16 protein-coding genes and 1 riboswitch are annotated in these 21,597 nt (G+C 50.5%); of the genes, 14 read left to right on the plus strand and 2 right to left on the minus strand.

What is annotated here, in order from left to right; genetic code table 11:
• Positions 1-175: 175 nt before the first annotated feature.
• The 7 genes from LUCIF_RS03000 to LUCIF_RS03030 all read left to right on the plus strand — a co-directional run bounded on the left by LUCIF_RS03000 (position 176) and on the right by LUCIF_RS03030 (position 10,342).
• The gene (locus tag LUCIF_RS03000; RefSeq protein WP_122626391.1) at positions 176-2,104 is read left to right on the plus strand and encodes a PrkA family serine protein kinase; all 1,929 of its coding nucleotides are present in this window, start codon (positions 176-178) and stop codon (positions 2,102-2,104) included.
• Positions 2,105-2,142: 38 nt separating this feature from the next.
• The gene (yhbH, locus tag LUCIF_RS03005; protein ID WP_122626392.1) at positions 2,143-3,321 is read left to right on the plus strand and encodes a sporulation protein YhbH; all 1,179 of its coding nucleotides are present in this window, start codon (positions 2,143-2,145) and stop codon (positions 3,319-3,321) included.
• Entirely contained in the window at positions 3,318-4,607 is a 1,290-nt protein-coding gene (locus tag LUCIF_RS03010) for a SpoVR family protein (RefSeq protein WP_122626393.1), read from the plus strand. The genes yhbH and LUCIF_RS03010 overlap by 4 nt, the downstream gene beginning before the upstream one ends.
• Positions 4,608-4,741: 134 nt before the next feature.
• Positions 4,742-5,929: a MalY/PatB family protein gene (locus tag LUCIF_RS03015; RefSeq protein WP_122626394.1), complete on the plus strand. Its 1,188-nt coding sequence runs from the start codon at positions 4,742-4,744 to the stop codon at positions 5,927-5,929.
• 5 nt (positions 5,930-5,934) lie between these two features.
• Positions 5,935-7,104 carry a DNA polymerase IV gene (locus tag LUCIF_RS03020; protein WP_122626395.1) on the plus strand — a complete coding sequence of 390 codons (1,170 nt, stop codon included), beginning with the start codon at positions 5,935-5,937 and terminating at the stop codon, positions 7,102-7,104.
• 663 nt (positions 7,105-7,767) lie between these two features.
• Positions 7,768-7,852, plus strand: a riboswitch (cyclic di-GMP riboswitch).
• Between the two features lie 94 nt (positions 7,853-7,946).
• The gene (locus LUCIF_RS03025; protein WP_122626396.1) at positions 7,947-9,758 is read left to right on the plus strand and encodes a putative bifunctional diguanylate cyclase/phosphodiesterase; all 1,812 of its coding nucleotides are present in this window, start codon (positions 7,947-7,949) and stop codon (positions 9,756-9,758) included.
• 86 nt (positions 9,759-9,844) lie between these two features.
• Complete coding sequence (locus LUCIF_RS03030; RefSeq protein ID WP_122626397.1) at positions 9,845-10,342, plus strand: hypothetical protein; 498 nt, start codon at positions 9,845-9,847, stop codon at positions 10,340-10,342.
• Between the two features lie 139 nt (positions 10,343-10,481).
• Here LUCIF_RS03030 and buk read toward each other — a convergent pair whose 3' ends face one another.
• Positions 10,482-11,549 carry a butyrate kinase gene (gene buk / locus LUCIF_RS03035; RefSeq protein ID WP_122626398.1) on the minus strand — a complete coding sequence of 356 codons (1,068 nt, stop codon included), beginning with the start codon at positions 11,547-11,549 and terminating at the stop codon, positions 10,482-10,484.
• A 190-nt stretch (positions 11,550-11,739) separates the two neighbouring features.
• Between buk and gyrA the strand changes: the two genes are divergently transcribed.
• Positions 11,740-14,175: a DNA gyrase subunit A gene (gene gyrA / locus LUCIF_RS03040; RefSeq protein WP_122626399.1), complete on the plus strand. Its 2,436-nt coding sequence runs from the start codon at positions 11,740-11,742 to the stop codon at positions 14,173-14,175.
• Positions 14,176-14,306: 131 nt separating this feature from the next.
• Here the strand turns inward: gyrA and serC are convergent, their stop codons facing one another.
• Positions 14,307-15,392: a 3-phosphoserine/phosphohydroxythreonine transaminase gene (gene serC, locus LUCIF_RS03045; protein ID WP_122626400.1), complete on the minus strand. Its 1,086-nt coding sequence runs from the start codon at positions 15,390-15,392 to the stop codon at positions 14,307-14,309.
• 252 nt (positions 15,393-15,644) lie between these two features.
• On the opposite strand from serC, the gene LUCIF_RS03050 reads away from it, so the two are divergent.
• Genes LUCIF_RS03050 through rbsB form a run of 6 tightly spaced genes read left to right on the plus strand, consistent with a single transcriptional unit; the run spans position 15,645 to position 21,448 of the window.
• Positions 15,645-16,682 carry a LacI family DNA-binding transcriptional regulator gene (locus tag LUCIF_RS03050; RefSeq protein ID WP_122626401.1) on the plus strand — a complete coding sequence of 346 codons (1,038 nt, stop codon included), beginning with the start codon at positions 15,645-15,647 and terminating at the stop codon, positions 16,680-16,682.
• Complete coding sequence (gene rbsK, locus LUCIF_RS03055) at positions 16,679-17,635, plus strand: ribokinase (RefSeq protein WP_207856902.1); 957 nt, start codon at positions 16,679-16,681, stop codon at positions 17,633-17,635. The genes LUCIF_RS03050 and rbsK overlap by 4 nt, the downstream gene beginning before the upstream one ends.
• Positions 17,613-18,008 (plus strand): D-ribose pyranase, encoded by a 396-nt coding sequence (gene rbsD, locus LUCIF_RS03060; RefSeq protein ID WP_122626402.1) that lies wholly within the window; start codon positions 17,613-17,615, stop codon positions 18,006-18,008. The genes rbsK and rbsD overlap by 23 nt, the downstream gene beginning before the upstream one ends.
• Positions 18,009-18,019: 11 nt before the next feature.
• Positions 18,020-19,507 carry a sugar ABC transporter ATP-binding protein gene (locus LUCIF_RS03065; RefSeq protein WP_207856904.1) on the plus strand — a complete coding sequence of 496 codons (1,488 nt, stop codon included), beginning with the start codon at positions 18,020-18,022 and terminating at the stop codon, positions 19,505-19,507.
• Positions 19,508-19,511: 4 nt separating this feature from the next.
• Positions 19,512-20,462: an ABC transporter permease subunit gene (locus LUCIF_RS03070; protein ID WP_122626404.1), complete on the plus strand. Its 951-nt coding sequence runs from the start codon at positions 19,512-19,514 to the stop codon at positions 20,460-20,462.
• 56 nt (positions 20,463-20,518) lie between these two features.
• On the plus strand, positions 20,519-21,448 hold the full coding sequence (gene rbsB, locus LUCIF_RS03075; RefSeq protein WP_122626405.1) for a ribose ABC transporter substrate-binding protein RbsB: 930 nt from the start codon (positions 20,519-20,521) through the stop codon (positions 21,446-21,448).
• Positions 21,449-21,597: the final 149 nt, after the last annotated feature.

Below are 21,597 nucleotides of genomic sequence, written 5' to 3' on the forward strand. Positions count from 1 at the left end.
TTTATAAATGTTTCCATAAACATCCTTTAGACAAAACTAAATGAATTTGATAGAGTGGAATCACAAAGAACTAATGTATATATATAATACAATAAAGTGTAACTTTGTTGGTGGTAAAGAACAATGATGGCTTATCAAATTAATATTTAACAATGAAATAGGAGGGGAGATTCAGATGAGTCGATTGGATTTTGCCGGGCTGATAAAAAAAGACCGGGAAGAGCGCCAGCACGAACATTTTACCGGTACGCTGCTTGATTACCTGAATATTGTCAAAGCAACACCCAAAATTACTATGCTGTCACATCAGCGAATGTATGAGCTTCTTGCATCTCCCGGCATTGAAACTATAAAGGCGGAGGAAAATCCGCGGCTAAAAAGGATTTATGGCAATGAAACGCTAAAACGATATCGTTTCTTCCAAGACGAATTTTTCGGTATTGATAAGAGTATCATGAAGATTATGCGTTATCTTCATTCCGCCTCAATGAAAGGGGAAGAATCCCGTCAGGTGCTGTATCTGGTCGGTCCCGTGGGAGCCGGAAAGTCGTCGCTTATGGAGGCCTTGAAAAAGGCACTGGAAATGAGTCCGCCGATCTATGTAATACAGGACTGTCCTATGCGGGAGGAGCCGCTGCACTTAATTCCGAAACATCTCCGTCCTCAGTTCGAGGAAGTGCTGGGAGTCAAAATTGAGGGGGATTTGTGCCCTGTCTGCCGGTATCGATTAAAGAACGAATATAAGGGTGAATTTGAACGTTTTCCCATAACTGTGGCGGAATTCTCCATTCGTGCCCGCAAAGGCATCGGCGTGGTACCGCCGGTAGACCCCAACAATCAGGATACGTCGGTCCTGTCGGGGTCGGTTGATATATCCAAGATGGACCTGTATCCCGAAGATGACCCGCGGGTGCTTTCGCTAAACGGCGCTTTCAATGTCGGCAACCGGGGAATTGTCGAATTTATCGAGGTCTTTAAAAATGATGTGGAATATTTACACACCATGATTACAGCCACCCAGGAAAAATCTATTCCATCCCCGGGAAAAGGGTCAATGATTTATTTCGACGGAATTATTCTGGCTCATTCCAATGAAGCGGAATGGAATAAATTCAAGTCTGACCATACGAATGAAGCCATTTTGGACCGGATAGTAAAGGTGGAGGTCCCGTACTGTCTGGAACTGGATGAAGAGACGAAAATTTATCGTAAAATATTGAAGAACAGCAGCTTTAATGCCCATATTGCGCCTCATACCATTGAGATGGCGTCCATGTTCGCCATTCTGACCCGTCTGGCACCTTCCGCTAAGGTTGACCCATTGACCAAGCTGAAAATCTATAATGGGGAAGAAATCGTGGAGAAAGGGTCCACCAAAAAGATTGACATTTTTGAGCTGCGGGAAGAAGAGCAGCGGGAAGGAATGACGGGCATTTCCACCCGCTTCATCATGAAGGCGCTGGATACGACCCTGTCGGAAGCGGAAACCAATTGCATCAATCCCATTGCCGTCTTGGATAATCTGATTAAGGCTACCAAGGAAATGGCTATTGCCGAAGATGAACGCAAGCGTTATCTGGGCTTTTTACAGGATACCGTTAAGAAAGAATACAATAAAATTTTGGAAAAGGAAGTCACCAAGGCTTTTATTCATGGCTATCAGGAGCAGGCTGAAAGCCTGTTTAACAATTATCTTGACCATGCGGAAGCTTATGTTAATGCTACCAAAATTAAGGATAAAAATACCGGGGAAGAACTGAATCCGGATATTAAGTTCCTGCAGTCCATCGAGGAGCAGATCGGTATCGGCAGCACGGCGGCTACGGGATTCCGGCAGGATGTGACGGCTTATATGTTCTCGCTTCTGCGTAACGGTGGCAAGATTCATTACCAAAGCTATGAGCCGCTGAAAGAGGCGATAGAAAAGAAATTGACGGCATCGGTGAAAGAGTTGTCCCGGGTAGTTACCAAAGCAAGAGTGCGGGACCGGGAACAGGACTCCAAATTCAATGCCATGGTAGAGGAAATGAAACACCATGGGTACTGTGACCATTGTTGTAATGTGATTTTGAAATATGCTGCCAACAACTTGTGGAAGGATTAATTCCGGGACCGGCAGAGAAAATGAGGGAGGGAGAGACCATGGCGATATTTAAAGATGCCGGTAGCAGTCATTCCGACCGCTCGCTGTGGGATCGCAAACGCCACCGGCAGCTGGTGGAGGAAGGAATCAAGAAGAATCTGGGGCATATTATTGCGGAAGAAAGCATAATCGGTCAGAGCAAAGATAAAAAAATTAAAATACCGATTAAAGGAATTAAGGAATATCAGTTTATTTACGGCAAAAATCAAGGCGGGACCGGTTCCGGCAATGGTACGGAGCAGAAGGGACAGGTTATCGGCAAAGCCGGCGGGGACGAGGCGGAAGGAGACGGTGCCGGTAAGCCGGGCAGCCAGCCCGGTGAAGATATTCTGGAAATGGAAATTACCCTGGATGAACTGGTGGAATACTTATTTGAAGACTTGCAACTGCCCGACATGGAAAAAAAGAAATTTGCCCAGTTAGAAGCAGAATACCGGTTCAAAAAATCCGGCTATCAGAAAAAGGGGATACCGCCCCGTCTGGCCAAAAAGCGGTCGGTCATCGAAAAGTTAAAACGTCAGCAAACGGTGAAAAGAGGGCTGGAATGCCCTGACGATGCCGAGCCGGAACGGGTGCCCTTCCGTGAGGATGACCTGCGTTATTTTCGGGTAAAAGAAGATATGCGCCGTCATTCCAACGCAGTCGTTATTTGTATTATGGATACATCCGGCTCGATGGACCAGACCCGGAAATATCTGGCCCGCAGTTTTTATTTCCTGCTGTATCGTTTTGTGCGCTATAAATATGAAAATGTGGAAGTGGCTTTTGTGGCGCACAGTACTGAAGCCAAGGAAGTCAATGAAGAAGAGTTTTTTCACAAAGGGGAATCAGGGGGTACATTCATCAGCAGCGGTTATGCCAAAGCCCTGGAGATCATTGAACAGCGTTATAATCCCGAAATCTGGAACATTTACGCTTTTCATTGCAGTGACGGCGACAATTGGCCGGAAGACAACGCGAAGGCCGTGGAACTGGCCCGGGAGCTTTGCCGGGTATGCAACCTTTTCGGCTATGGGGAAGTGGCGGAGAGTTCCTGGGGCAGTATCCGCCGGGAACTGGAGAAAAGTGTAAAAGAAGAAAACTTTGTTATGGCCAGCATGAAAACGAAGGAAGACATTTGGCCGGCTTTCAAGCGGCTCCTGGAAAAGGAAACGGCAGACGGAGGTGACGGGCTGTGAGTGAATATTCGTTACAGGAACTGTCTTGCTGGAATGACCGGATTGAGGAGCGGGTAAAGCAGGCGGGTCTTGACTATTATGAACAGCATTTCGAAATCTGCAGCTATGAAGATATGCTGTGTTATGAGGCCTATGTCGGCATGCCGGCTCACTATCCCCACTGGAGTTACGGCAAAGCCTACGAGCGGCAGAAGACATTTTATCAATATAATCTGACCGGCCTGCCTTATGAAATGGTCATCAATTCCAACCCATGCATTGCTTATTTAATGAAAGACAATACGCTGCTCCTGCAAATTTTAACGATGGCCCATGTATACGGCCACAACGATTTTTTTAAAAACAACCGCCTGTTCCGGCGGGACACGCGCGCTGACATGGCGGTGGAGATGTTTAAAACGCATGCCAACAGGGTGCGGGAGTATATCCAGGACCCGGGAATCGGCCCCGTTAAAGTGGAGCGTATTTTAGACGCCGCCCATGCCTTGCGCTTTCAAGTTCCCCGGCACGGCGAGAAAAAACAGTCTGACCGTAAGGAACTGGCCAAGGAAGTCTACGAACTTGTTCCGGCCCGCTTGGCCGACGATTTATTAGGTTTTTTGGCCGAAAAGGGACGGCTGACGGACTGGGAACAGGATCTTGTGCATATTGTGCGGGAGGAGAGTATGTATTTTATGCCGCAGCTGGAAACTAAGATCATGAATGAAGGCTGGGCCAGTTACTGGCATTACCGGATTTTACAGGAACTCGAATTGCCGCAGGAATTGCATCTGGAATTTTTACAGCGTCATAATCTGGTGGTACGTCCGCACGAAGGCCGTATCAACCCTTATTTTGTCGGTTTTAAAATGTTCGAATACCTGGATAAAAAGCCCGGCGGACGGGAGCAAATCATGACAGCCCGGCGGGAGGAGCGGGACCAGTCGTTTCTGCGGCGCTATTTGAACCGGGAACTCTGCGAAGAGATGCATCTTTTCTCCTATGGCTCCGAGGGAGAAAACATCATCGTAGAGGATATAGCCGACGAAGAGGGCTGGCAAAATGTTCGCGACACATTGGCCAATTCGGTGGGGATCGCCGGTATCCCCGTTATTGTGCCCCAAACGGTGTGTAAGGGAGTTCTGGAATTGAAACATGAGTTTGACGGGCGGGAATTGGAAATGGGGTATACCCGGGAAACGCTCAAGTATGTAGCGGAATTATGGGGTGGCGAGGTATCGCTGTCCACCGTTCTCAACGGCAGGGAAACAGTTTTGCGCTGTAATGAACAGAAAGAGATATCCTAAGAAAGAAGACCGCCCTAGGCGGTCTTCTTTCTTATACAGGATATTAAAGGCATTTGCCGAACATAAAATATAGATTTGTGATTTATAATGAAGAATAGCTGAGAAGATCAACAGAATGAAGGAGAACGGGATTTATGGAACATGTATCCTTTGACGCCGTTGTGGACCGGAAAAATACACTGGCCCGCAAGTGGGATGCGCGGCAGGAGGTTTTTGGCTGTGAAGATTTGTTGCCCATGTGGATTGCCGATATGGATTTTTTATCGCCGCCCGCCGTGGCGGCCGCCATTCAGAAGCGGGCCGCTCATGGCATGTATGGCTATGCTTCCCGGCCCGCATCCTATTTTGAAACAATCGTCAACTGGCTAAGTAAAAGACATCATTGGGCAGTCGAAACGGCCTGGATTTGTCCGACGCCGGCGGTGGTAACCGCAATTAGCATCGCTGTGCAAGCATTTACCCGGCCCGGAGACCGTGTCATGATCCAGACACCGGTATATCCGCCGTTTTTTGCCTGTGTGCTGAATAACAGTCGCACGGTGGCTGAAAATCCGCTGCGAATGGCAAACGGACGCTTTTGTATGGATTTTGATCATATGGAGCGCCAAATGGCAGGCGGGGTGGCTATGTTTATCCTGTGCAGCCCGCACAATCCTGTGGGACGGGTGTGGACCAAAGAAGAATTAACCCGTTTGGCGGAGCTTTGCTGCCGCTACAACGTACTGATTATTACCGATGAGATTCATTCAGATCTGGCTTTTCCAGAATGCCGTCACATTCCGCTGGCCTCTCTGAACCCGGAGATTGCCCGGCGGACCATTACCTGCATTTCGCCTTCCAAGTCCTTCAATCTGGCCGGTTTTTACACATCTTCCACAATTATTGCCGATGCCGGGCTGAGGGAAAGGTTCCGGCAAGCCTTGGAGGCGCTGGAAATTACGGGCAGTAATCTTTTTGGCATTGTTGCTTCGGAAGCGGCCTACGGGGATAGCGGTTTGTGGCTGGATAATTTGTTGGTTTATCTGGAGGAAAATGCGAACTATTTACACCGTTTTTTAACGGAGCGGATTCCTGCCATTCAGATGGCCAAACCGGAAGGCACCTATCTTGCCTGGCTGGATTGCCGGCAATTAGGTCTGACCGGAATGGAGCTAAAACGGTTTTTTACACAGCAGGCTAAAGTGGGGTTGAATGACGGGGCAACCTTCGGCAAGGCGGGACAAGGTTTTATGCGGCTGAACTACGGCTGTCCCCGCGCGGTTCTGACGGAAGGGCTGGAACGAATCGACCGGGCTGTACGGCAGTATAAAGGTGGGAGATAGTCCGTATGCAACGCTGGATACTTCATGTAGACATGGATGCCTTTTTTGCCGCCGTAGAACAGCGGGACGAGCCGGCTTTGCGCGGCAAACCGGTTATTGTCGGCGGCCTGGGGAACCGGGGGGTGGTGTCTACCGCTTCTTATGAGGCCCGCCGCTTTGGCGTGCATTCGGCTATGGCTATGGCCGAAGCCAGACAGCGCTGCCCGGGCGGGGTCTTTCTGCCGTGTGATCATGCTAAGTATAGCCGTGTGTCCAAGGCGATTTTAGCTATTTTTAACGATTTTTCCCCGTTGGTGGAGCCATTGTCATTGGATGAGGCTTTTTTAGATGTCAGCGGCATGGAAGGACTGTATGACGGACCGGAGGAAATCGCCCGGCGAATCAAACTGCGCATTCACCGCGAAATAGGGTTAACTGCCTCTGTCGGCATTGCTCCCAACAAGTTTTTAGCTAAATTGGCATCAGACTGGAAAAAACCGGACGGACTGGTGCTGGTCCGTCCGGGCGAGGAACGGCAGTTTTTATGCCAGGTTCCTGTCGACCGTCTGTGGGGGGTGGGCGATGCCACTGCTGCGGCGCTTTTTAAACTGGGAATCCGCGCCATCGGCCAACTGGCGGAACGGGATGTGACCGAGTTGGAAGGGCATTTTGGCCAGGCGGCAGCGCACAAGATGCATCAACTGGCCAGGGGAGAAGATGACCGCAAAGTAATTTCCCGGCATGAGCCGCAGTCGGTCGGACGGGAGACTACCTTTGAGGAGGACGTTAGTGACCGGGAAACGATTGCGGCCCATCTGCTGTCTTTGGCGGCTGATGTTGGTTGGCGGTTGCGCCGGATGGGGTATACCGGCAGAACGGTCACTGTAAAAATACGGTTGCCTTCATTCCAGACCCTGACTCGCAGTAAGACCCTATTAACGGCTACGGCACTGGACGAGACCATTTACCAGACTGCCGGGGATTTGTGGGAAAAGGTCCAGATTAAGGGGGGGATCCGGCTGCTGGGTGTGACAGTATCCAATCTGCAAAGGGGCAAGGACCAACTGGCACTGTTTGCCGATGCCGATGAAAAACGGCTGGCCGTTACCGCGGCAGCCGATAGAATTCGTGACCGGTTCGGGCCGGATAGCATTATCCGGGGCCGGTTGCTTAAGCTGCGGGAAAAGGAATACTAGAAGCTTTGTATTTATGCTTGCGCTACTCCGGGGAATACAGTAAAATACTCCAGGCAGACCGGAAAGGGCCGGGGGATTCCATAAACATCCTTTGGACAGGGACAGATGAATCTGGTAAACTGATCGTACAGGGAGTCCTATCCCTAAGTCGGTGAAAGGTGGTGTGTAATGTGGTCTATATGGATGATAACCAATTAGATCTGACCATGGATGACGGGGAGCTGTTGAACCGCCACCAAGTTACCGCATTCGGAGCTTTTTTCATATTGTTAGTATAGATTGCAGTACTTAAGGAGGGGAAACCCTCTCTTTTTTTGGGATCGAGCCTGCTTAAAAAGCGCGTCTACGTTGTTGCGGCTGCGCGTTCTCACTCAACGTACGCCTGAGTACGCCTTGTTCGAATGCTCGCCGCGCCTAGTATCCACATCTTTTTAAGCGGGCTCGGGATCAGAAAGTATAAATTTTTGGGCTATCTCCCAAGTAGCACATGTTTCTGTTTTGCCTGGAATACCGAAAAGTAAAGTACTTTCCTTCCACTGAAAGCCCCATTGGGTCTTTCATGGTAGAACCGCCTGCTGAAAGAGCATATGCCGCATTGTAAATTTAATTTCCATTTTGATATTGACAGTAACTTGGAAAAATAGGATAATTATGACGAATAATGTATATTTTTGGCAAACCCACCGAAAGGCGGGGACGCAAAGCTATGGGTCTAAGGACGAAGGTCTATGATTGCCAGGTTGCCCGTCAAGTATGATGTGAAACCAGGCCCTGCCTGGTTTTTTCTTTGCCGTTAATGCTGTTTCCTGATGGGGAGTGATGAATCGTAACGAGGTGAGAAGGTGGATAACATTGATGATTTTCCAAAGCACAAACTCGTTGAAACGGAATTGAAGCAATGCCAGGATCATTTGGAGGAACTGGTGCAGGAGCGGACGAGAGAACTAAATGAGATGAACCGCAAACTACAGAGCGAAATTGAGGCAAAACAGCAGGCGCAGGCCGTATTAGAACGCTATCAAATTCTTGCCGAGAATACCCGGGATATTATTTTGTTTTTAACGTCGCAAGGAAAGATTGTAGAGGCCAATAAAGCAGCGCTATACGCTTATGGTTATTCCCGGGAGGAATTAATGAACATGGACATTTTTCAGTTGCGGGAAGGACAAGAGGCGCTGCTGGCGGCCGGTCAGCTGCGGCGGGCGGATGCCGAAGGTATTCTGTTCGAAACGAGGCACCGGCGGAAAGACGGCAGTCTGTTTCCGGTCCAGATAAGTTCCCGCGGTACGGTAATACAGGGAGAACGGCTGATTTTCAGCGTTATCCGGGATATAAGCGACCGCAAGGGGATGGAGGAACGGCTGCGCCGGGCCGCCATGTTTGATCATCTTACCAATCTGCCGAACCGGTACTATATAGAAGAATATTTAAATACCAAGATTGCCGATGGCATGGTGAGCCGGCAGGGGGCTTTGCTATTCGTGGACCTGGATAATTTTAAAGTAGTTAATGATTGCTATGGTCACGGCGAGGGTGACAGGACGCTGATCCATATTGTTGAGTGCCTGAAGCAAAATCTAAAGCCCGATGATTTTCTGGCCCGCATCGGCGGGGATGAGTTTGCCGTCTTTGTACCGGAAGCCGATTTGGAGACGGCGCAGAATATGGCCAAGCGGTTATTGACGGCATTGGAACAGAAGGATTTTTATCCGGAGGAAAGTTCGTTTCCGGTAAAAATTACGGCGAGTATTGGTCTTACCCTCGTCGATGGTGCCATTAAGCTGGAGCATTTATTTTCGTATGCCGCCGCGGCGCTGCACTCGGCTAAGGAACACGGCAAAAACCGGCTGGTAATGATTCTGAATAGGGAAGATAAAAAGCGGGTAGCGCAAAACAGCGAAATTCTGTCACTGATTACGGATGCACTCAATGAAGGGAAATTCCGGGTGGATTTGCAACCGGTCTGTAAAGCCGGTGCCGGGATCATGCATTATGAAGCGCTGGTCCGGATGCTGGGGCGGCAGGCAGAAATTATTTCACCGGCCACCTTCATTCCGATTGCCGAGAAATACGGCCTTATGGCCGCTGTTGACCGCTGGGTCATTATTCAGGTCTGCGAAATTCTTAAAAAGCAAAAGGAACTGGCAATTTTTGTTAATTTATCCGGGGTCAGTCTGGGTGACGACACCTTGCTGGAATGGATTGAGACAACCATCAAACAGGGTGACGTGGACCCGCGGCGGCTGGGTTTTGAAATTACGGAAAGTACGGCGGTGAAAGATCTTACCAAAGTGGAGCGGTGGATAAGCAGATTGAAATTATGGGGCTGCCGGTTTGCCCTGGACGATTTTGGGGTAGGTTTTTCCTCATTTTCCTACTTGCAGCGGCTGCCGATTGACTTTTTAAAAATTGATGGCTCGTTCATACGGAATTTAGATTCCAACAGTACTCAGCGTGCTTTGGTGCAAGCTATGAATGCCGTAGCCCATGCGCTGGGTAAAGAGACAATTGCCGAATTTGTAGAGAACGAGGCCATTTGGGACATTCTCCGCCGCCTGCAGGTAGATTATGGGCAGGGATATTTTTTGGGCCGGCCCATGCCGCCGCAGCATTATACCGGGGGCCCGGCTTTCGGCTTGGACGGGGAAAAATAATTTCAGCCATTTTCATAAATTAATGCCCCCTTATTATGTTGCCGCATAGTATGAAATAAGAGCAATCAACAAGGGGGAGGAAAGCCGTGCAATACCAAAGAGCTAAATATGGCAACTGTGGCTGCTGCCGGCTGCGCTTCAGCGTGGTGCCCGCCAACCGCCCGGCCTTCGTGGATCCTGCTTTCTGGGCGCAGGCGCGGGCAAAAGGCGAGGTGTGCGGCGACGGAGATACAGGTTATATTGAAATTAGTGCGGAAGGCCTGGTGCCACTGGGAGTATACACGGTATTTTTTCTCACGGATCAAGGACCCTATCCGGCCGCTCCCACGGGAGTCTATTATACGGGTGACGGTGGGGATCCGAATCGTTTGACAGTCAACGGGGCAGGTGCGGTGAGTTATTATGTTGCGCCGCTTAATTATAATCCTTTCCACGGTATTTCCCTGCTCAGCGGGCTGCACGTTATTCAGGGCGTTATTATTAACTTTCATAGCGACCGGCTAAGCCACGGTTTGTCCCCCGGGGTAGATAATGTCAATGTTTTTGGCCAGCTTGTGGCGCCGATCTGCCACCCGCACCATTAGGAAAAAGCGCTGACAAGTCTTTCGGCTCATAGCGCAGGGTTCAAGGCGCGATTCCTCCTTCCCGCATCCGTCTCCGGCCAAAAGGGTCGCGACTATAGTGACAAAACCTTGCTCAGGCAGTTGCCTGGCAAGGTTTTTCCTAATACTCTTTGGCTTCTTCTTCTCCGGTAAGCACGCGGTAAGCTCCCTCCGCCAGAGCTTGCAGTTCATTTTCACCGGGAATAATAATAAGGGGAGCGAGATAGGAAACATACTCCTTAAGTTTATCGGTTACATATTGGGAATAAGCGATGCCGCCGGTAACCAGGATGTAGTCGACCCGACCGCAGACAGGGACGGCAGCCGCGGCGATATATCGGGCAACGGCGTAAATCATAGCATCGTAGACTTCTTTGGCCCGTTGGTCGCCTTCGGCGATTCGTTTTTCTACCTCACGGGCATCGTTAACGCCTAAATGGGCAACAAGACCGGCCTTGCCTGACAAGGTTTTGGCAATCCGGTCCCGGGGCAGTGCTTTGTCCAGAACATACGAGGCCCATTGACCGGCGGGCAGCGTACCGGCCCGTTCGGGGGAAAACGGCCCTTCGCCGTCGAGGGCATTATTCACTTCTACGACTCGTCCCTGCTGGTGGCAGCCAACAGAAATACCGCCGCCCAGATGAGCGACGATCAGGTTCAATTGGTCATAGCGTTTATGCTGGCTGGCGGCAAAGCGTTTGGCGACCGCTTTCTGGTTGAGGGCATGAAATATACTGCGCCGGCTGATTTCCGGATGGCCGGTAATGCGGGCTAACGGGCTCAATTCATCTACAACGACAGGGTCGACAATATAGGCGGGGCAACCGGCTTGTTGCGCCAAAGCGTGAGCCAGCATGGCGCCCAGATTCGAGGCATGAGCCCCAAAGCGGCTGGTTTTCAGGTCTGCCAGCATGGCAGGATTGACACGATAGGTTCCGCTGATTAGGGGCTTTAACAGCCCGCCCCGCCCAACAATGGCTGCAAAGTCACTGACGGTCCAACCCTGCCGGGTGAGAAAATCCGTAATTTGCTGCAGCCGGTATTCGTATTGGTCAATAACGGCGGGAAAACGGCTGATTTCAGCGGCGCTATGGCTTATATTCTGCGTAAGCAGCTCCCGGATATCTTCATAAATGCCGACTTTCGTCGAAGTAGAGCCGGGATTGATGGTCAGAATTTTATAGGACAAGTTAAGACCCCCTAGGTGATAATTCTTTGCTTATATTGTAGCCCCAATGGCGGGGAATGTTAAGGGGTTCCGGCATGATTTTTGCGAGCAACTTTGGTTAGCATGCTTTTTTCTGAAACTTGCAGGAATTTTTTATATAGATAAGGAAATTATATATTTTGGTAAAGTATGTTGATTTAGAGGTGAGAATGTGGATTTCGGCTTAGGGAAGGTTGTACCCGTCAAAATTGAAGAAGAAATGAAAAATTCATATATTGATTATGCTATGAGCGTAATTGTTATGAGAGCCTTGCCGGATGTAAGGGACGGACTGAAACCGGTGCATCGCCGGATATTATATGCTATGCATGAAGCCGGTATGACGGCCGGCAAACCTTATAAAAAATCGGCCCGTATTGTCGGTGAAGTACTTGGTAAATATCATCCCCATGGTGATAGTTCGGTTTATGACGCGATTGTCCGCATGGCCCAGGATTTTTCTACCCGTTATTTACTGGTAGACGGCCATGGCAACTTTGGTTCGGTAGATGGTGATTCGGCGGCAGCTATGCGGTATACGGAAGTTCGCATGTCCCGGATTGCGGAAGAAATGTTGGCCGACATCGAAAAAGATACGGTAGACTTTGTGCCGAACTATGATGAGTCCTTAAAAGAGCCTTCCGTATTGCCGGCGAAGATTCCGAATCTGCTGGTAAACGGTTCCGCCGGTATTGCTGTTGGTATGGCAACGAACATTCCGCCGCATAATCTGGGGGAAGTAGTCGACGGACTGATCATGATGATTGATAATCCGGATGTGACGATCAAAGAGCTGATGATGGCCATCAAGGGGCCGGATTTTCCCACGGGCGGCTTAATTCTTGGCCGGGAAGGCATCAAACAGGCATATGCCACAGGGCGGGGCGTTGTTAAAATGCGGGCCCAGGCCCGGGTGGAAAAGATGAACAACGGGAAATACCGTATCCTGGTTACGGAAATACCGTATCAGGTAAACAAGGCCCGGCTAATCGAGAACATTGCCAATCTGGTACGGGATAAAGCCATTGACGGCATTACGGATCTACGGGATGAGAGCGACCGTACGGGTATGCGGATCGTTATTGAGCTGCGGCGGGACGTAAATGCCGATGTGGTATTGAATCAGTTATATAAACATACTCAGTTGCAGGAGACTTTCGGCATTATAATGCTGGCGTTGGTAGACGGACGTCCGCGGGTGCTTAACTTGCATGAAGTACTCCATTACTATCTGGAGCACCAGAAGACGGTTATTATCCGCCGGACGCAGTTTGAGCTGGCGAAAGCCAAAGCCAGGGCGCATATCCTGGAAGGGTTGAAAATTGCTCTGGATCATTTGGACGCCGTAATTGCTACAATCCGGCAATCGCAGACGGTGGATATTGCCCGCAGCGCATTGATGGATAAATTCGGGTTAAGTGAAAAACAATCCCAAGCAATTTTAGACATGCGGCTGCAACGGCTGACCGGTCTGGAACGCCAGAAAATTGAGGATGAATACCGGGACGTTCTGGAAACGATTGCCTGGCTGGAAGGTGTGCTGGCGGATGAGCATAAAGTGTTTAATTTGATTAAAGAAGAGCTGCTGGATGTCAAAAAGCGTTTTGCCGACGCCCGGCGTACGGTGATTACCAGCGATGTTTCCCGTTTGGATATGGAGGATCTTATCGCTGAGGAAGATATCGTCCTTACCATTACTCACGGCGGCTACATCAAGCGGCTGCATATCGATACCTACCGCAGTCAGCGGCGGGGCGGCCGTGGCGTAACCGGCATGGGAACCAAGGAAGAAGATTTTGTGGAGCATCTTTTTGTGACTACCACGCATCATAATATTCTTTTCTTTACCAACCGGGGACGGGTTTACCGGCTGAAAGGATACGAAATTCCCGAAGCCGGCCGCACGGCGAAGGGAACGGCCATTGTTAACCTGCTGCCGCTGGAAAGTAAGGAGCAAATTACGGCCGTCATTCCGATTAAAGAATTCAGTAACACGCGCTTTTTGTTTATGGCGACGCGGAAAGGAATTGTCAAAAAGACCGAACTTACGGAGTACGACACAGCCCGCAAGACTGGACTGATTGCACTGACCCTGGAAGAGGATGACGATTTGATCGGCGTGAAGCTGACCAATGGCGAAAAACATATCCTTCTTGGGACCAAGGACGGAATGGCTATTCAATTTCCGGAATCCGATGTACGGGTTATGGGACGTACTGCTCACGGCGTCAAAGGAATTACCTTGAAGAAGGGCGACCGGGTAGTAGGCATGGATACAGCCCGGAAAGACGGCGAAGTTCTTACGGTAACGGCGGAAGGCTATGGCAAGCGTACGCCGCTTAACCAGTATCCGGTACAGACCCGGGGCGGCAAAGGCAACATCAATAATAAGGTGACCGAAAAAACCGGCGAAGTAGTCGGAATCAAAGTGGTACAACCGGGACAAGAATTGATTTTAATCAGCGGTGATGGGATTGTAATTCGAATAGACGTAGCGGAAATTTCCGTTATTAACCGGAATACGCAAGGTGTCAAACTCATGCGTATTGGTGAAAATGATAAAGTAATGGCTCTGGCCGCCGTGGAAAAAAAGGCGGACAGTGAATAACTGGTAAACGGACGAAGAAAGAAGCAGCGCGAGTGCGATAAACAAAACTGGATATACAGCAATTGAATTTCAGGTAGAAAAAACCCCCCGCCGGATTGCCCGGCAGGGGATTTTTTTGTGGGCGGTCTTTCTCACCCGTTGGTTCTTTGAAATTCCCGCATGAATGCCGCCAGAGCCTGGCAGCCCGCAAGGGGCATGGCATTATAGACGGAAGCCCGGAGACCGCCGACCGAGCGGTGTCCCTTCAGACCGATCATGTCCGACTGCGTAGCCTGGCTGGCAAAGGTTTGTTCCAACTCTTCACTGGGCAGCCGGAAAGTAATATTCATAAGCGAACGGCTGTCCTTATCGGCGTGTCCCCGATAGAAACCGCCGCTTCGGTCAATTGCATCATAAATAAGTGCGGCCTTTTCCTGGTTCTTTTTAGCTATTGCTGCCAGGCCGCCCTGTTTCTTGAGCCAGCGCAGTACTAAATTGATCATGTATACAGCCACACTGGGAGGCGTGTTGTATAATGAAGCGTTTTTGCTATGGGTGCTGTAGCGCAGCATGGTGGGAATGGTTGCGGGACTGCTTTCGGCCCAGTCTTTGCGGATAATGACGACGGTCACACCGGATGGTCCCAGATTTTTTTGCGCCCCCGCGTAGATCAGCGCGAAGTTGGAGGCATCAAACGGACGGGACAAAATATCCGACGACATATCGGCAACGAATGGAGCCGTCAATTTGGGAAAGGACTGCCATTGGGTGCCGAAAATAGTATTGTTAGAAGTAATATGGGCATAAACCGGGTTTTCGCTCAAGTGAATTTCCGTTGCCGAGGGGATGCGGCGGTAATTGTCTGCGGAGGTCGTAGCGGCCACATGGGTTTGGCCGAAGGCCTGAGCTTCCTTTAATGCCTTTTCCGACCAGGAACCGGTCAATATATAATCCGCTGTGCGTCCGGACGGAAGAAAATTCATGGGAACCATAAAAAACTGAGAACTGGCGCCGCCCTGCAAAAAAAGAACCCGGTAATCGTCGGAAAGACCCAGCAATTCTTTGAGACTGGCTTCCGCTTCCGCATTGATGGCTTCGTAAGCTTTAGAGCGGTGACTGATCTCCATGATTGACATTCCTGTATGGTCAAAGTTAAGCAATTCCGCCTGGGCTTCCTGCAAAACTTCCAGAGGCAAGGCGGCGGGACCGGCATAAAAATTAAATATACGTTCAGTCAAGGTACTCCCCCCCAATGAAATGTAATTTTTTCACATATTATACCTGTTAATACCGGATTTAGCAAATAAAATGTTAAAAAAATCCCTGGAATAGAAACAAAAATGTCCTGGATGAAATCTTATATGCTAAATACCCATGCAAGAGAAGTCTTTCTGACAATGCAAAAAATTTTGGCAATGAAGCAGGAGTTTTTTATAGAAACAGAGAATATTCTTTCAGTAAACGTTTACAGAGGGAAAAGGGAATGAAATATGGAACAGGACAAAAATAACGCCATCAATGCAACAATCAAGGATGTAGCCCGGTTGGCCAAGGTTTCGATTGCGACGGTGTCCCGCATTTTAAACGGCAAAGAGACGGTATCGCCGCATTTGGTGGAAAGGGTCATGTCGGCGGTGGAAGAACTGCGGTATCAGCCCAATGCGGTGGCCAGAGCGCTAAAGGTACGTGAATCCCTGAGCATGGGCCTGATTATTCCCGATATTGAGAATCCTTTTTTTCCGGCGCTGGTGCGGGGCGTGGAAGACGCTGCCCAAATGCATGATTATTCCGTCATCCTTTGTAATACTGACGGGAAACCGGCCGAGGAAGAACGTTATATACGGTTTTTATATAACAAGCGGGTAGACGGGATTTTGTTTACCGGCGGCCGTTATAGTGACGATAATGTTGCCATGCTGGCTACTCTGTCGATACCGGTGGTGCTTTTGGACCGCCGGGTGGGATCGCAGCTCAGCACGGTGGTTACGGATAATTATTTAGGCGGTTTTATGGCAACCGAACATTTAATTAAGCGCGGCCGCAGCCGCATTGCCTTTATCAGCGGCCCGCCGGAGCTGTCGTCCGTTCAGACCCGCCGGGAGGGTTATGTCCAGGCCCTGCGGCAGCACGGGCTTTCCTACGGAGAAGAATTGGTGCTGCCGGGCGACTTTACCTTTGAAAGCGGGCACAGGGCCGCAGCCCGCCTGATTGCCGACGGTCTCAGCGTTGACGCGTTTTTTGCGGCCAATGATATGATGGCCATTGGCGCTATTGAATATTTGCGGGCCTACGGCATCCGGGTGCCGGAGGAAATTGCCGCGGTCGGCTATGATGATATCCGCATGGCGGCTTGGTACAAACCGTCATTGACAACAGTAAGACAGCCTGTGTATCAAATGGGGCAATGTGCGGTGCGCAGGATGCTGGAATTGGTAAGCGGCGGTGTGAGGCGGTACAGCGAAGAAGTATTGAGGCCGGAACTCGTAATTCGGGATTCATCCGGCAGCAGGGGAGGCAAGGAACAATGATGCAAAAAAAAGCGGTCCTGGTAATCGGCAGTCTGAATATGGATTTGGTTGCAGCCGTTGAGAAACTGCCCGCCCAAGGAGAAACTGTTTTCGGGAAAACGTTTTCCACTTTCCCGGGAGGAAAAGGGGCCAATCAGGCCGTGGCGGCTGCCAAATTAGGCGTTCCGGTAACCATGGCGGGCTGTCTGGGACAGGACGGGTTTGCCGGGGATCTGATAAAAAGTCTTACCGCAGCCGGCATTGATACATCCTGTATCCGCTATACCGGAACTTCGACGGGAACGGCGCTCATAACCGTAGGCAATGAAGGCATGAACACCATTGTAGTGATCCCGGGGGCCAATGCCTGCTGCAATCCCGGGGATGTAGACCGGGCGCTGGCAGCCTTTGACCAGGCGGGTATTCTGGTGGTGCAGCATGAAGTGCCGCCGCAAACGGTGGAATATGCCATCCGGACAGCAAAAGGAAAGGGGTGGACGGTTATCTTGAATCCTGCTCCCGCCCGGACGATTGCTCCGGATGTATTGGCCCTGATTGATATAATAACTCCCAATGAAACCGAGATTGCGTCCCTGACGGGCTGTAAGGCGGACGGAAAAGAAGCGGCGGTAACTGCCGCCGGCCATTTGCTGGCCGCCGGCGTGGGAACGGTTGTAGTAACGCTGGGAGCGCAAGGCGCCGTCGGCTGCACGGGGGATGCGGTAATTCATGTTTCGGCCTGTCCGGTGACGGCGGTGGATACAACCGCTGCCGGAGACGCCTACACCGGCGCGCTGGCCGCAGCCCTAGCTGAGGGAAAAACGTTGGCGGAGGGAATGCGCTTTGCCGCCGCTGTTGCTGCCCTGGCGGTAACTAAGGAGGGGGCCCAGCCTGCTTTGCCATGGCGGGAAGAGGCGGATGCGTTTATAAGACAACAGGGGGAATCATGTAATGAAGAAGATCGGAATTCTTAACCAGCTCATAAGTGAAGTCATTGCCGGTATGGGGCATGGCGATACATTGGTTATCGGCGATTGCGGACTGCCGATTCCACCGGCAGTCCGGCGCATTGACCTGGCATTGACGCCCGGTGTGCCCGGTTTTTTGGAAACACTGCAGGCAGTCCTGCGCGAATTGGCGGTGGAAAGTGCCTTGGCTGCGTCGGAAATGCCTGTGGTCAGTCCCGGTTTGTATAAAGAGATGCAAAACCTTACGGACGGAATTCCGTTAAACCTGGTTGATCATGAACAATTTAAAGAAATGACGAAAAAAGCGGTAGCGGTAATCCGCACCGGCGAATGTACCTCCTATGCCAATATCATCTTAAAATCCGGCGTGATTTTTTAGGAGGCCTGATTGTGAAGGAAATTTTAGCAATGCGGGGGATTTCCAAATTCTTTCCCGGCGTAAAAGCACTCGATAAAGTCGATTTTTCCCTTTTTGCCGGCGAAATTCACGCTTTATTGGGAGAGAACGGCGCCGGCAAGTCCACTCTGATGAAAATACTAAGTGGTGTTTACCGGAAAGATGCCGGGGATATCCTTTTAGACAGCCGGCCCGTTGAGATTCATAACCCGCGCCAGGCTCAGGCACTGGGTATCGGCATTATTCATCAGGAACTCAATCTGGTGCCGGAACTGACGGTTATGGGCAATATGTATTTAGGTCGGGAGCCGCTGACGCCGGTGGGGTTTATTGACGAAGAAGCCATGAAAAGAAAGGCGGCCGCAGTATTAAAAGAATTGGGAACGGCAATTTCGCCCCTGTCCATCGTGTCGTCCCTGAGCATTGGTGAACAGCAAATGGTGGAAATTGCCAAGGCTCTGACCTATCAAACTAAAATTTTGATTATGGACGAACCGACTGCCGCTCTTACGGAAGGGGAAACGGAGCATTTGTTCGGGGTTATCCGCCGCCTGGCGGCGGGAGGGGTCGGAATTGTCTATATTTCTCACCGCATGGAAGAATTGTTTGCCCTAAGTAACCGGATTACGGTCATGCGTGACGGTACCTATGTGGGGACCGTTGCCACCTCGGCAGCAACCTTCGACCAACTGGTAAAAATGATGGTGGGACGCGATATGATCGCCCGGTTTCCCAAACAGCCCTGCATTCTTGGCGGAGAAGTGCTGCGGGTGGAACATTTGTCCCGTCCCGGGAAATTAGAAGATATTTCTTTTGCTGTCCGGGCGGGGGAAATCGTAGGGATTGCCGGCTTGATGGGCGCCGGACGGACTGAGTTGGCCCGGGCTGTCTTTGGGGCAGATCCTCAGGTAAGCGGCGAGATCTATGTTGGCGGCAGGCTGCAGACGATTCATTCTCCGGCGGATGCCATCCGGGCGGGGATTGCCTTAATTACGGAAGACCGGAAACAACAGGGACTGGTGCTGGATTTGCCGGTTGGGGAAAACGTTTCCCTGGCTTTTTTGAAACAATTAAGCCGGCATTGGCTTATTGATCAATCAAAAGAGGAAGAAGCGGTCAGTGAGCACATTGAAAAACTAAAGATCCGTACCCCGGGTAGGTGGCAGCTGGTGAGAAACTTAAGCGGCGGTAACCAGCAGAAGGTGGTTATTGCCAAGTGGCTGTCCACTGCCCCGAAGGTTCTTATTATGGATGAGCCGACACGGGGTGTGGATGTAGGAGCCAAAGCTGAGATTTATCAAATTATGAATATGTTGACAGCGGCCGGGGTTGGCATTGTGATGATTTCTTCCGAACTGCCGGAAATATTGGGGATGAGTGACCGGGTGCTGGTAATGCACCGCGGCCGGATTAGTGCGCAAATGCCGGTAGCGCAAGCAACCCAGGAAACAATCATGGCCTATGCCGCGGGGGGAGAGTGAATTCATGCTGATATCAACGTGGAAACAGAATACTATGCTGCGCAAAATGGGGCCGTTTCTGGGTCTGATGCTGTTATGCCTTATCTTGACGCTTTTGTCGGACCGATTTCTTACGGTTAACAATTGTTTGAATGTAACCCGTCAGGTTTCTTTAAATGCAATTATCAGCGTGGGCATGACGCTGGTTATTTTGACGGGCGGGATTGATTTGTCCGTCGGATCCATTGTTGCGCTGGCCGGCAGTATTTCCGCCGGACTGCTGACTGCCGGGCAAACCGTTGCCGTTGCCGTGTTTGCCGGCCTCTTGGTTGGGATTGTCCTTGGCTTGATCAACGGACTTATAATTACCAAACAAAATGTGCCGCCTTTTATTGCTACGATGGGTATGATGACCATAGCCAGGGGCTATACTCTGGTTTATACCGACGGGCGTCCCATCAGCGGACTGGCCGATACGTTCCGGTTTATTGGCGGCGGTTACATCGCCGGTATTCCTGTACCGGTCATTATTATGGCTCTTATTTTCCTCGCCGGTTATGTCATGCTGCGCAAGACCCGTTTTGGCCGGTACGTCTATGCAATCGGCGGCAATGAAGAAGCGACCCGTTTATCCGGTATCAACACTAAAAAAGTTCTTATTTGGGTTTACGGTTTATGCGGCTTATTATCTGGATTAAGCGGCATCATTCTGACCTCCCGGCTGGATTCCGCCCAGCCTACGGCGGGCATGGGATTTGAGCTGGACGCCATCGCCGCGGTAGTATTGGGCGGTACCAGCCTGTCGGGTGGTGTAGGTACAATTGGAGGCACGCTGGTTGGGGCATTGATTATCGGAGTGCTCGATAACGGCCTCAATCTGTTGAATGTATCATCCTTTTACCAGCAGGTAGCCAAAGGTGCTGTTATTTTATTGGCTGTTATGCTGGACCGCAAACGGGCTAAGGGAGGTGCTTGAGCAGAATCGGGAGTGCCTCAGTTAAATTTTGGAGAAGTTAAAAGGGGGAAAACACAGTGTTTAGAGGTAAAAAAAGTTTTTGGGCGATTCTTCTGGTTGTTGTGTTTAGCGTAAGCTTGCTCGCCGGCTGCGGCAGCACGCCAAAGGCGGCGGATCAGGCTAAGAAGAAACCCGTTATCGGACTGGCGCTTTCTACGCTAAATAATCCGTTTTTTGTTGATGTAAAGGACGGAGCGAAAGCAGCCGCCGATGCCAATGGGATGGACCTGGTCGTAATGGATGCGCAAAATGATGCCAGTAAACAAATGGATAATATTGAGGACCTGATTCAGCAAAAAGTAAGCGTTATTATTGTGAATCCGGTGGATTCCAAGGCGATCGTACCGGCAATTGAAGCGGCCAATAAGGCCAATATTCCGGTTATCACCGTGGACCGCGGCGCCGCCGGCGGTAAAGTAGTAACAACCATTGCTTCCGATAATGTTGCCGGTGGCAAAATGGCCGGTCAATTGATTGTGGATAGACTGGGTGGAAAGGGCAAAGTGGTTGAGCTTCAGGGTTTGCCCGGCACGTCTGCCGCCAATGACCGGGGTAAAGGGTTCCATGAAGCCATTCAGGGCGTTGCCGGTATTAGTGTTGTTGCCCAACAGCCCGCCGATTTTGACCGGGCCAAAGGCATGAAGGTAATGGAAAATATCCTGCAGGCCAATCCGGAAATCAACGCTGTATTTGCCCATAATGATGAAATGGCCCTCGGGGCTCTCGAAGCCATCAAGGCGGCTAACCGCACGGGGATTCTGGTAGTTGGTTTTGACGCTACTGCGGATGCTGTAAAAGCGGTAAAAGACGGTTCTATGGCCGCTACTGTGGCGCAGAAGCCGAAAGATATGGGAAAAATAAGCATTGAAACAGCGAAGAAGATCATGGCGAAAGAAACGGTTCCGGCCAGCATTCCCGTTGCCCTGGAACTGATAGTAAAGAAATAAGATACTAAGAACAGGCCGGTGTGCAAACCCGGCCTGTTTTTAGTATCTCATGAATGGGTGGCCGGCTATTTGGGTAATGCTAACGCTATAAATACGGGAGGAGGTGAGCCGTGCATGAAAAACACGGGCGAAACTGGCGGAAAAGACGC

This window comes from Allolucifera butyrica, assembly GCF_900476375.1.
Lineage (GTDB): Bacteria > Bacillota > Negativicutes > Sporomusales > UPPP01 > Lucifera > Lucifera butyrica.

Bases quoted from the DNA above. Each gene is read 5' to 3' on its own strand.
- LUCIF_RS03000 (WP_122626391.1), top strand. From the start codon at position 176: ATGAGTCGATTGGATTTTGCCGGGCTGATAAAAAAAGACCGGGAAGAG.
- yhbH (WP_122626392.1), top strand. From the start codon at position 2,143: ATGGCGATATTTAAAGATGCCGGTAGCAGTCATTCCGACCGCTCGCTG.
- LUCIF_RS03015 (WP_122626394.1), top strand. From the start codon at position 4,742: ATGGAACATGTATCCTTTGACGCCGTTGTGGACCGGAAAAATACACTG.
- LUCIF_RS03020 (WP_122626395.1), top strand. From the start codon at position 5,935: ATGCAACGCTGGATACTTCATGTAGACATGGATGCCTTTTTTGCCGCC.
- LUCIF_RS03050 (WP_122626401.1), top strand. From the start codon at position 15,645: ATGGAACAGGACAAAAATAACGCCATCAATGCAACAATCAAGGATGTA.
- rbsK (WP_207856902.1), top strand. From the start codon at position 16,679: ATGATGCAAAAAAAAGCGGTCCTGGTAATCGGCAGTCTGAATATGGAT.
- rbsD (WP_122626402.1), top strand. From the start codon at position 17,613: ATGAAGAAGATCGGAATTCTTAACCAGCTCATAAGTGAAGTCATTGCC.
- LUCIF_RS03070 (WP_122626404.1), top strand. From the start codon at position 19,512: ATGCTGATATCAACGTGGAAACAGAATACTATGCTGCGCAAAATGGGG.